The sequence below is a fragment of the Actinospineispora eucalypti genome, from assembly GCF_039543365.1.
In the GTDB taxonomy this organism is placed as follows: domain Bacteria; phylum Actinomycetota; class Actinomycetes; order Mycobacteriales; family Pseudonocardiaceae; genus Pseudonocardia; species Pseudonocardia eucalypti.
Map to the genome: position 1 here is coordinate 405754 of NZ_BAABJP010000015.1, position 11948 is coordinate 417701.

The following is an 11948-nucleotide window of genomic DNA, read 5'->3' on the forward strand; positions in this document are numbered from 1 at the left end:
CGGAGTGCCCGTGAGTGGCGAGTGTGGCTATAGCAATACTCGCCACTCACGGGCACGGCGTGCCGTGCAGGCACGGTCCGCTGCCGGCGGCGCGTCGGCAATACTGGTTCCCCGGTTCCGGGAACCGGAGAATGTGCCCTGTCTCACAACCCGGGACTCCCGGTTGCCGGACGGACCGAGCGAAGCGAGGTTGCCGACGTGGCCTACTCGACACGCGTCGCCGACCAGATGCTCGGGCACTCCCCGGTCGCCGGGCTGGACCGGCGGAACCTGGCACCGGTCCAGGTGTTCGCCCAGTCGGTCGGCGGGGCCGGGCCGGCGGCCGCGATGGCGGTCACCCCGGTGATCGTGGCCGCCACCGCCGGCACCGCGACCATCTGGTCGTTCGCCGTGGCCACCGGGCTGGCGCTGCTGGTGGCCAGCTGCATCGGCCAGTTCACCCGCCGGATGGCCGCCGCCGGGTCGCTGTACAGCCTGACCGCGAAGGGCCTCGGCCCGAGTGGTGCGTTCCTCTGCGGCGCGGCGCTGCTGGTCGGCTACGGCATGCTCACCGTTTCCGCGATCGCCGGGGCGACCGCCCGGGTCGGCGCGCTGCTGGCCCGGTTCGGCTGGGCGGGCGCCGAGTCACCGGTGGCGCTGGGCGGGCTGGCGCTCCTGCTGGCGACGCTGGTTGCCGCGCTGGTGGTGCGCGGGGCCCGGCTGTCCGCCTGGGTGGTGCTCGGCGTGGAGGCGGTGTCCATCGGGCTGATGCTGGTGGTGTTCGGCACGCTGCTCACCCAGCACGGGTTCACCCTGGACTGGCGGCAGCTGCTGCCCACCCGGTTCGACGTCTCGTTCGGCTCGGTGGCGGCCGGGGTGCTGCCCGCGCTGGCCGCGTTCATCGGGTTCGAGGCGGCCGCCGCGATGGGTGTGGAGGCCCGCCGGCCGTTCCGCACCGTGCCCCGCGCGGTACGCCGCACCGCCGCGCTGATCGGCCTGCTCACCCTGCTCGCCGCGTACACCCAGGTGGCGGCGTTCGCCCAGGTCCCGGGCGGGCTGGCCGCGCAGCCGGAGCCGGTGCCCGCGCTGGCCGCCGGCTACCGGATGCCCTGGCTGTCCGCGCTGCTGGACGCCGGCCTGGCCACCTCGTTCCTGGCCTGCTCGATGGCCACCATCACCGCCATGGTGCGGCTGCTGTTCACCACCGGCCGGGAGGGCGTGCTGCCGGCGCGGCTGGGGCGCACGCACGGCCGGTTCCGCACGCCGCACGTCGCGGTGGCGGTGTGCGTGCCGCCGCTGGCGTTGGCGGCGGCCGGGCTGCTCGCCGCCGGTGTGCCGGCCAACCAGGTGCTCACCGGACCGCTCACAGCGGCAGCGCTCGGCTACCTGCTCGCCTACCTGGTGGTCTGCCTGGCCGCACCGGTGTTCCTGCACAAGATCGGCGAGCTGACCGCGCCGCCGGTGGTGGCCACCTCGGTGATCGTGCCGGTGCTGCTGGGCGTGCTGGTGGCCTACGCGCTGTGGATGCCCCTGGCCCCGGCACCGCTGATCGCGGTCGGCGTGCTGGCGCTGGCCGGCGCGCGGTACTGGTGGCTGCGCCGGCGCCGCCCGGCCCGGCTGGCCGCGATCGGCGCGTACGACCACCCGTCCACCGGAGACCTCCTCGGCGGTGTGCCCCGTTGAGTGCCCCCGACCCGGTCCCCGGCCGCCAGCCGAGGGCGATCCGCAACGCCTTCGAGGTGCTGGCGGAGGTGGTCGCGGCCGGGCCGGGGGTCACCGCGCGGGAGATCTCGGCGGCGCTGCGGCTGCCCCGGGCGACCACGTACCGGTTGCTGAACCTGCTGGTCGCGGAGGAGTACCTGGTCCGGTTGCCGGACCTGAGCGGGTTCGCCCTCGGCGCGCGGGCCGGCCGGCTGGCCGTGCCGGTGGTGCCGGCGCCCAGTACGGCGGCCCGGGCGGTGGTCGGCCACCTGCGCGCGCGGGTGCGCTGGGGTGCGCACCTGGCGTCGTTCGCCGGCGGCCAGGTCACCGTGATCGACCCCGACCCGGACCACCCGCCGGGTGACCCCGCGCTGCTGGCCCGCCACCCGCACGCCTCCGCGCTGGGCAAGCTGCTGCTCGCCCAGACCCCCGACCGCCGTTTCCGCGCCGGCGAGCTGCAACGGCTGACCGAGCACACGCTGACCGACCCGGGCGAGCTGGCCGCGGAACTGAAGGAGGTCGCGCGCACCGACCTAGCCCGGCAGTGCGGCGAGCTGCACCTCGGCCGGGGCTGCCTGGCCGTCCCGGTGCGCGCCCCCGGGGACGGCGCGCTGGTCGCCGGCCTGGCGCTGAGCGGCCCGGCCGACCGGGTCGCCGACCCCAACGACGACCTGGTGGAGCTCCTGCGCGCGCACACCGAACGCCTCGCTCCGTTGCTCGCCTGATCTCCCCTTGGCTCTGCGCACAAATTCGCAACACCCGCCACCCGCCACTCCACCCGCAGCCCGGCGCGCATGGTCAAGTAGCAGCCAGAGACGTTCTACCGGCCAGTAAGGTCTGCTACGGCTACCTGATCACCAGCACCTGACGTGACGACCGAGATGGCCGACCGGAGGGCGTCGCCGGCCGGAGCGTCCGGCCAGCGGGCGGCGACGTATCCGTCCGGGCGGACCAGCACCGCGCCTCCCGGCCCGAGCTCGTAATGAGAGGCCTGCTCGACGGTGAGCTCCGTGACCCGCAGCGGCGCCGCTCCGCCCACGCGCCCGCGCCAGCAGTCAAGGTCGGCGGTGAGCAGGGTGAACCACTCGCCCAGGATGTCCAGGGTGGAGCGGCCCTCGGCCAGCCACTGGTGCGGCAGGCGGTGGCCGGGCCGGGCGGTGGGCAGGTAGTCCGTCACCGGATCGGCCGCCGAAGGCGCGACACTGCCGTCCGGCAACACCGCGTCCGACTCGTAGGCAGCACCCAGCACCAGGCCGAGTTGGGCGAAGTAGCGACGGGTCCAGGGCACCTCGACCGGCGCTTCCGGCCGCTCGACGCGCTGCTGTTGCACGCGCCGCACGAGCTGAGAGTTGGCCACCGCCAGTTCCAGGGTCTCCCTCGCGACCGGAAGCCGTTCCGCCTGGTAACTGTCCAGCAGGCCCGGCCCGGCCCAACCGTGCAGCACGCCGGCCAGCTTCCAGCAGAGGTTGTGCACGTCGGCCAGGCCGACGTTCATGCCCAGGCCGCCGATCGGCGGGATGGCGTGCACGGCGTCGCCGGCCAGCAGCACGCGACCGGCCGCGAAGCGCGAAGCCACGAACGCGTTCATCACCCAGTGCTGGACGCGCAGCACGTCGATCGGCAGCTCGATGCCCGGACCGAGCGCTCGGGTCACCAGCTCGCGCCAGTCGGCGTGCCGGGGTTCCGCCGGAGTCGGGCCGAACCAGGCCCAGCCGCCCTCCGGGTAGATCGGCGTGAACGATCCGTGCGTGGTGAAGTAGGCGCCACCCGGCTCATTTTCGAAGCGGAGATCGGCGTTGAACACGACGGTGGTGAAGCTGCCCACCGCGCCCGGCCCGAGGGTGTCGATGCCCAGCCATTCCCGGACGGTGGAGTTGGCCCCGTCGGCGGCGATCACGTAGCGGGCCCGGACCTTGCGTTCGGTGCCGTCGTCGACCAGCGAGGCCACCACGTGGTCGGTCTCCTCGGCCAGGTCGACCAGCTCGGCGCCGAACCGCACCCGGGTGTCCGCCGCGCCGAGCAGGATCGGTTCCAGCCGGTCCTGCGAGGTGACCGCGCCGAGGGCCGGGCTCTCGGGAACCGGCGCGTGCACCCCGAGCATCGGTGCGCTGGCGAAGTCCTCGGCGCCCAGGGTCTCCCGGAACCGGACCCGCGCGTACTCCGGCGCGAACGCCGCCGCGGCGACCCGGCCGGCGATGCCCAGCTGCCGGAAAATCTCCATCGAGCGGACGTTGAGCAGCCTGGACCGGGGGAACGGCGACAGCTCGCGGTACTTCTCCACCAGCAGCGAGCGCACCCCCCAGCGGCCCAGCAGCGCCCGGGCGGTGAGCCCGACCGGGCCACCCCCGACGATCAGTACCGGCACCTCGGTATCGGACACCGTGCCAGTCTGCGCCGCGGGCGATACCACTGGCTTACAGGTAGCTGACCCCGGTCAGCTCCTCGGAGACCGTCCACAGCCGGCGGGCCACCTCGACGTCGTGCGACCGTGCACTGGACTTCACCAGCTTCGGGTAACCGCGGGTCTCGCCGAGGCCGTCCGGGCCGTAGTACTCGCCGCCTCGCACCCCGGGGTCGGTGGCCGCGCGCAAGCTGGGCAGTGCGCCCATCGCCGCGCTCTGGGTGAACAGCGGGCCCAGCACGTTGGCCAGCACGACCAGGGGCCGTGGCGAGTTGCGGGCCAGCTCGGTGTTGGAGGCCCCGGGGTGCGCGGCCACCGCGATGGCGTCATCGCCACGCGCGGCCAGGCGCCGCTGCAGCTCGTAGGTGAACAGCAGGTTGGACAGCTTGGCCTGGCCGTAGGCGGTCACCCGGCCGTAGTCCCGGTCCAGCTGCAGATCGTTGAAGTGGATGCTGGCGCGGATGCGGTGCCCGATGCTGCTGACCGTGACGACCCGGGAGCCCGGCGCGGCCAGCACCCGGTCCAGCAGGAGCCCGGTCAGGGCGAAGTGGCCCAGGTGGTTGGTGCCGAACTGCAGCTCGAAGCCGTCGGCGGTCTTCGACTTGGGCGTGTACATCACGCCGGCGTTGTTGATCAACAGGTCGATCCGCTCGTACCGGCTGTTGAGCTCGCCGGCGGCGGCGCGGACCGAGGCCAGCGAGCTGAGGTCCAACTCCTGCACGGTGACGTCGGCCCCGGGGGCGGCGGCGGTGATCCGGGCGGCGGCGTCCTTGCCCTTGTCCAGGTTGCGCACCGCGAGCACCACGCTCGCGCCGTGCGTGGCCAGCGCCCTGGCGGTCTCCAAGCCGAGCCCGGTGTTGGCGCCGGTGACCACGGCGACCCGGCCGCGCTGGTCCGGTATGTCGGCCTCGGTCCACTTGTTGCTCATTGCGGGTGCTCCTCGGATAGAATCGGGGCGTGCGTTCCGGTTAGAACTATACGGAACGCGCGCCCCGCTTAGTCCGAGTGCGCCCGCAAGTGTGATGGAGTCGTTGTTTGAGCCAGGCCAAACCCAGACCGATGCGCGCCGACGCGGCCCGCAACCGGGCCAAGGTGCTCGATGTGGCGTACCGGACGTTCGCCGAGGAGGGCCTGGCGGTGCCGATCGACGAGATCGCCCGGCGCGCCGGGGTGGGCGCCGGCACGCTCTACCGGCACTTCCCCACCAAGGAGGCGCTGTTCCGGGCCATCGTGGTGGACCGGCTGCGGCAGCTCACCGATCACGCCGACGAGCTGACCGCCACGCGGGAGCCCGGCGAGGCGCTGCGCGGCTTCCTCGCCGTGATGGTCGAGGCGTCGGCCACCGACCAGGGCCTGGTGGAGGCCATGGCCGGGGTGGGCTTCGACGTGGCCACGGCCGACCCGGACGCCGAGGAGGCGTTCATGTCGGTGCTGGCGAAGCTGCTGGACGGCGCGCAGCGGGCCGGCGCGGTGCGTTCCGACATCGGCCCCCGGGACCTGAAGGTGCTCATGGTCGGCGCGCAGGCCATGCAGGCCTACGCCAAGGACGAGGCCCGCACCGACCGCGTGGTCGGCGTCCTCTGGGACGGCATCACCAGAACCGACTGAATCACCCTGCTGAAGTGACTGAATCACCCTGCTGAAGTGACTGAATCAGCGTGCTGAAGTGACTGAATCGGAGGAGAGGCGGTGGGCCAGGTAGACGGGGAGCGTGGAGATCACGATCAGGACCGCGGCGACCACGTTCACTATGGGGGCCTGGTTGGGGCGGAACAGGTTGTTCAGGATCCAGATGGGGAGGGTCTCCAGGCCCGGGCCGAGGGTGAACGTGGTCACGATGATTTCGTCGAAGGACAGGGCGAAGGCCAGTAGGCCGCCGGCCAGCAGCGCCGAGCGGAGCATGGGGAAGGTGACCAGCCGGAACGTCGTCCACCCGGAAGCCCCCAGGTCCTCCGACGCCTCGCGCAGGTCGGTGCCCAGCCGGCGCAACCGGGCCAGCACGTTGTTGAACACCACCACGATGCAGAACGTGGCGTGCGCGACGATCGCCGTGAACAGGCCCAGGCCCACCCCCAACACCGTGCGGAAGGCGTTGTTCAGCGCGATGCCGGTGACGATGCCGGGCAGGGCAATGGGCAGCACCAGCAGCAGGGACACCGCGTCCCGGCCGAAGAACCGGTACCGGGCCAGCGCGAACGCCGCCATGGTGCCCAGGACCAGCGCGATCGCGGTGGCCGCCAGGCCGGCCCGCACGCTGGTCCACAGCGCGGCCCGCACCCCGGCGTTGCCCGCGGCGCGCGCCCACCAGTCCAGGGTCAGCCCGGAAGGCGGCCAGCCGAACGTGGTGTCGGCGTTGAACGAGTTCAGCAGCACCAGCAACAGCGGGAAGTAGATCACCGCCAGCCCGCCGGCCAGCGCCGCGAGCAGCAACCACCGCGCCGGCCGGCTCACAGCTGCTCCAGCGCGCCGACGCGCCGCGCGGCGGCCAGATAGGCCAACATGATCACCACCGGGACCAGGGCCACGGTGGCCGCGAACGGCAGGTTGTTGGCCGCGCCGATGTTGCTGAACACCACGTTGCCCAGCATCTGGCTGGTGCCCCCGACGATCTGCACGGTGATGTAGTCGCCCAGGGACAGGGAGAAGGTGAAGATCGACCCGGCCACCACCGCCGGCAGGGTGAGCGGCAGGATCACCGACCGGAACGCCCGCGCCGGCCGGGCGCCCAGGTCGGCCGCCGCGTCCAGCAGGGACGAAGGCAGCCGGTCCAGGCCGGCGTAGACGGGTAGGATCATGTACGGCAGCCACAGGTAGGCCAGCGTGATCACCACCGCGGGCAGCCCGTAGCCCGGGGTGTCCAGCCCGAGGGGAGCGAGCAGCCAGTGCAGGACCCCCTCCCCGGACAGCATGGCCCGCCAGGCGTAGGCCTTGACCAGGTAGGACGCCCACAGCGGGGTGAGCACGGCGATCACCAGCCACGGCCGCGCCCTCGGCGGCACCACCCGGGCCATGGCGTAGGCCATGGGGAACGCGATCACCGCGTCGACCACCGTGACCAGGGCCGCGATGCCCATCGTGCGCAGCGTGACGGCCCGGTAGACCGCGTCGGTGAACAGGGTGTGGAAGTTGCCCAGCGACCACTCCCGGACCACCTGCCCGGTGAACCCGTCGGTCGACCAGAACGCGGTGACGAACAGCGCGGCGAGCGCCCCCAGGTAGGCCAGCCCCAGCCAGAGCAGCGGCGCGGACAACAGCAGGCCGAGCCGCAGCCGGGGCCGCCGGTACAGGAAGGCGCTCGCCGCGAGCGTCACCCCTTGATCTCCGTCCACGCCCTGGTCCACTCGGCGTAGTCGGCACACTTCACGTCGGTGCGGCCGTCCAGGCACTGGGCGATCGGCGTGGTCCAGTAGTGGATCTTCGAGGCGTACTCGGCGTCACCGGCGTGGAAGGTCGCGCAGTGGTTGGGGTCCTTGGTCGCCCCACAGGCCTTGGCGTTCGACGGCGACTCGCCGAAGTACTCCGCGACCTGCGCGTTCGCCGCCGGGCTGATGATGTAGTCCAGCCACTTGTAGGCGCAGGTCTTGTGCGGCGAGCGGGCGGACACCATCCACGTGTCCGACCAGCCGGTGGCCCCCTCGGAGGGCACGGCGGCCTGCACCGGGGCACCGGCGGAGGTCATCGTGTTCACCGTGACCTGCCAGGACGTGCCGAGCACCGCGTCCGAGTTCTTGAACGCCTGGCTCTGCTTCAGGTAGTCCGACCAGTACTCGCCGACCAGCGGGCGCTGCTGCTTGAGCAGGTCCACCGAGGCCCGGAACTGCTTCTCGTCCAGCGCGTAGGGGTCCTTGATGCCCAGTTCCGGCCGGTGGACCATCAGGTACAGGGCGGCGTCGGCGATGTAGATCGGCGAGTCGTAGGCCGACACCTTGCCCTTGTACGGCGAGTTCGGGTCGAACATCACCGACCACGAGGTGGGCGCCGGGTTGACCCGGTCGGTGCGCCAGGTGAGCAGGTTGGCCCCCCAGCCGTGGGGCACGCCGTAGGCCACCCCGTGCACGCTGTTCCACGGGCGGTTGCGCAGGAAGTCGAAGACGTCCGCGTAGTTGGGCACCAGCGCGGTGTTCACCGGCTCCACGTCCCCGCCGGCGACCAGCCGCAGCGACGCGTCCCCGGACGCCGACACCACGTCGTACTGGCCGGTCTTCATCAGGCTGACCGCCTCGTCCGAGGTGCCGAACACCTTCACGTTGGCCTTGCACCCGGTCTGCCGCTCGAACGGGCCGACCCAGTTCACGCTGGGGTCGGTGGAGCCGTTCTCCGCATAGCCGGGCCAGGCCAGGATGTTCACCTCGCCCTCCGGCTGGCCCAGCTGTTGCAAGGCGGGCAGCGACGGGGGGGTGAAGCCCTGGCCCGAGGCCGGGGCACCGCCGGAAGGTGTGCCGGAGGTGCCGCAGGCGGCCAGCAACAGCCCGGCCGCGATCAGGCCGACGATTTTCCGCATGGCTGGTTTCCCTTCTCCGCGCTAGGTCGCTTCCGGCACCCGGAAGCCGTGCTCCTTGCGCCAGGTCAGCCGGACCCGGCCGGCCGCCCGGAAACCCTGGTCGGTGTGGTTGGGCACCAGCACGGCCAGCTGTCCGCCGGCGTCCAGCGCCACCTCGTAGCGCACCGTCGCGCCGGCATACACCGAGTTGGCCACGGTGCCGGTGGCGGCGATCTCCCCGTCCGGCGCCTCTCGCCCCAGATCGCCGTCCAGCCGGATCTTCTCCGGCCGGATGCTGAACACCCCGGGCCGGCCCAGCACCGCCTCGGCCGCCCGCCCGGACAGCAGGTTGGAGGTGCCGACGAAGCCGGCGACGAACGCGCTGCGCGGCCGCTCGTAGACCTCGCGGGGCGTGCCGACCTGCTCGATCCGGCCGGCGTTGAACACCGCGATCCGGTCGCTCATGGTGAGCGCCTCGTCCTGGTCGTGGGTGACGAACACGAAGGTGATGCCCACGTCCCGCTGGATCTGCTTCAGCTCGGTCTGCATGTCCAGCCGCAGCTTCAGGTCCAGCGCGCCGAGCGGCTCGTCCAGCAGCAGCACCTTCGGCCGGTTGACCAGCGCGCGGGCCAGCGCCACCCGCTGCCGCTGCCCGCCGGACAGCTGCGCCGGCGAGCGGCCCGCGTAGCCGGCTAGGCGCACGGTGTCCAGCGCCTCCAGCGCGCGCTCCCGGCGCCGCGCCTTGGGCACCCGCTTCACCCGCAGCCCGTACTCCACGTTCTGGCCCGCGGTCATGTGCGGGAACAGTGCGTAGTCCTGGAACACCGTGTTCACGTCCCGCCGGAACGGCGGCAGGTGGGTGACGTCCGCGCCGGCCAGCTCGACCGTGCCGGCGGTGGGCAGCTCGAAGCCGGCGATCGTGCGCAGCACCGTGGTCTTGCCCGAGCCGGAAGGGCCGAGCATGGCGAAGAACTCGCCGGCGCCGATGTCCAGGTCCACCCCGTCCACCGCGCGCACCGGGCCGAACTCCTTGCGCAGCCCGCGCAGCCGGATCGCCGGCTCTCCTGTGGCGGGCGGCGCCTCGGTCGGCAGCGGGGTGGCCTGGTTGGGCATCAGTGGGCGCTCATCACGTGCTTGACGCGGGTGTAGTCCTCCAGGCCGTACATGGACAGGTCCTTGCCGTAGCCGGAGTGCTTGAACCCGCCGTGCGGCATCTCGGCCACCAGCGGGATGTGGGTGTTGATCCACACGCAGCCGAAGTCCAGCTTGGCCGCGCAGCGCATCGCCCGGGCGTGGTCGCGGGTCCACACCGAGGAGGCCAGGCCGTACGGCACGCCGTTCGCCGCCTCCAGGGCCTGTTCCTCGGCGTCGAACCGCTGCACGGTGATCACCGGGCCGAACACCTCGTTCTGGATGATCTCGTCGTCCTGGCGCACGCCGCCGACCACCGTCGGCGCGTAGAAGTAGCCCCGGTCGCCGACCCGGGCGCCGCCGGCCAGCAGGTCGGCGTGGTCGGGCAGCCGGTCCACGAACCCGCTCACCCGGGCCAGCTGGTTGGCGTTGTTCAGCGGCCCGTAGAGCACGTCCTCGTCGTCCGGCGGGCCGGTGCGGGTGGCCCGGGCCTGCTCGCCCAGCGCGGCGGCGAACTCCTCGTGCGCCCCGCCGGCGACCAGCACCCGGGTGGCCGCCGTGCAGTCCTGGCCGCCGTTGAAGTAGCCGGCGGTGGCGATCGCCTCGGCCGCCGCGCCCAGGTCGGCGTCCGGGAAGACGATCACCGGTGCCTTCCCGCCCAGCTCCAGGTGCACCCGCTTCACGTCGGCCGCCGCCGCGCCGGCCACCTCCACGCCGGCTCGCACCGACCCGGTGATGGACACCATGGCCGGGATCTCGTGCGCGACCAGTGCGCGCCCGGTGTCCCGGTCCCCGCAGACCACGTTCAGCACCCCCGGCGCCAGGAACTCGGCGCAGATCTCGGCCAGCAGCAGGGTGGAGGCCGGCGTGGTGTCCGACGGCTTGAGCACGATGGTGTTCCCGGCAGCCAGCGCGGGCGCGATCTTCCAGATCGCCATGAGCAGCGGGTAGTTCCACGGCGTGACCTGGGCACACACCCCCACCGGCTCGCGCCGCACGAACGAGGTGTGCCCGGCCAGGTACTCGCCGGCCGCGCGGCCCTCCAGCACCCGGGCGGCACCGGCGAAGAAGCGCAGCGCGTCCAGCACCATCGGCATCTCCTCGGCCGCGGTGAGCGCCAGCGGCTTGCCGGTGTCCGCCGACTCCACCCGGACCAGCTCCTCGGCCCGCGCCTCCACCGCGTCGGCGATGCGCAGCAGGGCCAGCTGGCGTTCCGCCGGGGTGGTCTCCCTCTGCTTGACGAAGGCCGCCCGCGCCGCGCGCAGCGCGCGGTCCACGTCCTCCGGCCCGCCCACCGGCGCGGTGGCGTACGGCTGGCCGGTCACCGGGTCGACGATGTCCGCCCGCTCCCCGGACTTGGACTCCACGTGTTCGCCGTCGACGAAGTGGTTGAACTCCCGCACGTCCTTACCCCTTACTGCCGGTGTGACCCCGGACACCTCAGGTCGTTAAACATATAAGACCAGATGTCATATGACAATGGCGCTAGACTCCGGGCATGACCCAGCGGATCTCGCACGGCGCCCGCTCCGCGCTGTTCGCCCCGCTGGACCAGACCCGGCGGGCCGAGACGGTGACCCGGCGGCTGGCCGACGCGATCACCCTCGGCCTGCTGCACGACGACGAGCAGCTGCCCAGCGAGACCGAGCTGGCCGGCCGGTTCGGCGTGGCCACGGTGACCGTGCGGGAGGCGCTGGTCGCGCTGCGCCAGCTGGGCCTGGTGGAGACCCGGAGGGGCCGGGGCGGCGGCAGTTTCGTGCGCGCCCCCCTCGCGCAGGGCGCCGCGCCCTACCGGGACCGGGTGCGCGCACTGTCCCTGGCCGAGCTGCGCGACATCGGCGACCACTACACCGCGGTGGCCGGCACCGCCGCCAAGCTGGCCGCCGAGCGCGCCTCCGGCGAGGACCTGGAGCGCCTGGAGCTGGCCTGCCGCCCAGGCCTGGCACACGGGCTGGGCGCGGCGGCCCGCGCCGAGCGGCACTTCCACCTGGAGGTGGCCGCGGCCGGCCAGTCCACCCGGCTGACCAAGGAGGAGGCGGCGCTGCAGGGCGAGCAGGGCGGCCTGCTCTGGCTGCCGCTGGACGCCTCACCGGAGCACGCGGACCGGTCCCACGCCGAGCACCTCGAGATCATCGCCGCCATCGCGGCCGGCGACGGCGAGCGGGCCCGGCGGCTCACCGAGCGGCACATCCTGGACGCCGTCGACCGGTTGGCCGAGTTGCACCTGTCGCTAATAGACCACCAGCTCTAGGCTGG

11 protein-coding genes are annotated in these 11948 nt (G+C 72.8%); 4 read left to right on the forward strand and 7 right to left on the reverse strand.

Annotation, left to right across the window (positions count from 1 at the left end):
* The first annotated feature begins 198 nt into the window (after positions 1 to 198).
* On the forward strand, positions 199 to 1662 hold the full coding sequence (locus tag ABEB12_RS18005) for an APC family permease (RefSeq protein ID WP_345702908.1): 1464 nt from the start codon (positions 199 to 201) through the stop codon (positions 1660 to 1662).
* The gene (locus ABEB12_RS18010) at positions 1659 to 2405 is read left to right on the forward strand and encodes an IclR family transcriptional regulator domain-containing protein (RefSeq protein WP_185059270.1); all 747 of its coding nucleotides are present in this window, start codon (positions 1659 to 1661) and stop codon (positions 2403 to 2405) included. The genes ABEB12_RS18005 and ABEB12_RS18010 overlap by 4 nt, the downstream gene beginning before the upstream one ends.
* A gap of 95 nt (positions 2406 to 2500) precedes the next feature.
* On the opposite strand, the gene ABEB12_RS18015 is transcribed toward ABEB12_RS18010, so the two are convergent.
* Both ABEB12_RS18015 and ABEB12_RS18020 read right to left on the reverse strand, forming a co-directional pair.
* Positions 2501 to 4060 (reverse strand): FAD-dependent monooxygenase, encoded by a 1560-nt coding sequence (locus ABEB12_RS18015; protein ID WP_185059269.1) that lies wholly within the window; start codon positions 4058 to 4060, stop codon positions 2501 to 2503.
* Positions 4061 to 4094: 34 nt separating this feature from the next.
* Positions 4095 to 5009, reverse strand: coding sequence for an oxidoreductase (locus tag ABEB12_RS18020; protein ID WP_185059268.1), 915 nt, complete (start codon positions 5007 to 5009; stop codon positions 4095 to 4097).
* Positions 5010 to 5140: 131 nt separating this feature from the next.
* On the opposite strand from ABEB12_RS18020, the gene ABEB12_RS18025 reads away from it, so the two are divergent.
* Positions 5141 to 5689 carry an SbtR family transcriptional regulator gene (locus tag ABEB12_RS18025; RefSeq protein ID WP_185059267.1) on the forward strand — a complete coding sequence of 183 codons (549 nt, stop codon included), beginning with the start codon at positions 5141 to 5143 and terminating at the stop codon, positions 5687 to 5689.
* 45 nt (positions 5690 to 5734) lie between these two features.
* Here ABEB12_RS18025 and ABEB12_RS18030 read toward each other — a convergent pair whose 3' ends face one another.
* From ABEB12_RS18030 to ABEB12_RS18050, 5 genes are read right to left on the reverse strand one after another with little or no spacing between them, the layout of a single operon-like run.
* Positions 5735 to 6532 (reverse strand): ABC transporter permease subunit, encoded by a 798-nt coding sequence (locus tag ABEB12_RS18030; protein WP_185059266.1) that lies wholly within the window; start codon positions 6530 to 6532, stop codon positions 5735 to 5737.
* On the reverse strand, positions 6529 to 7392 hold the full coding sequence (locus ABEB12_RS18035) for an ABC transporter permease (RefSeq protein ID WP_345702909.1): 864 nt from the start codon (positions 7390 to 7392) through the stop codon (positions 6529 to 6531). The genes ABEB12_RS18030 and ABEB12_RS18035 overlap by 4 nt, the downstream gene beginning before the upstream one ends.
* A complete protein-coding gene (locus ABEB12_RS18040; protein ID WP_185059264.1) occupies positions 7389 to 8582 on the reverse strand; it encodes an extracellular solute-binding protein in 1194 nt (397 codons plus the stop codon). Before ABEB12_RS18040 ends, ABEB12_RS18035 begins: the two co-directional genes overlap by 4 nt.
* A gap of 21 nt (positions 8583 to 8603) precedes the next feature.
* Positions 8604 to 9674: an ATP-binding cassette domain-containing protein gene (locus tag ABEB12_RS18045; RefSeq protein ID WP_185059263.1), complete on the reverse strand. Its 1071-nt coding sequence runs from the start codon at positions 9672 to 9674 to the stop codon at positions 8604 to 8606.
* Positions 9674 to 11095 (reverse strand): aminobutyraldehyde dehydrogenase, encoded by a 1422-nt coding sequence (locus ABEB12_RS18050; RefSeq protein ID WP_185059262.1) that lies wholly within the window; start codon positions 11093 to 11095, stop codon positions 9674 to 9676. The genes ABEB12_RS18045 and ABEB12_RS18050 overlap by 1 nt, the downstream gene beginning before the upstream one ends.
* A gap of 95 nt (positions 11096 to 11190) precedes the next feature.
* Here ABEB12_RS18050 and ABEB12_RS18055 point away from each other — a divergent pair, with 95 nt between their 5' ends.
* Entirely contained in the window at positions 11191 to 11943 is a 753-nt protein-coding gene (locus ABEB12_RS18055; protein ID WP_185059261.1) for an FCD domain-containing protein, read from the forward strand.
* Positions 11944 to 11948 lie beyond the last annotated feature (5 nt).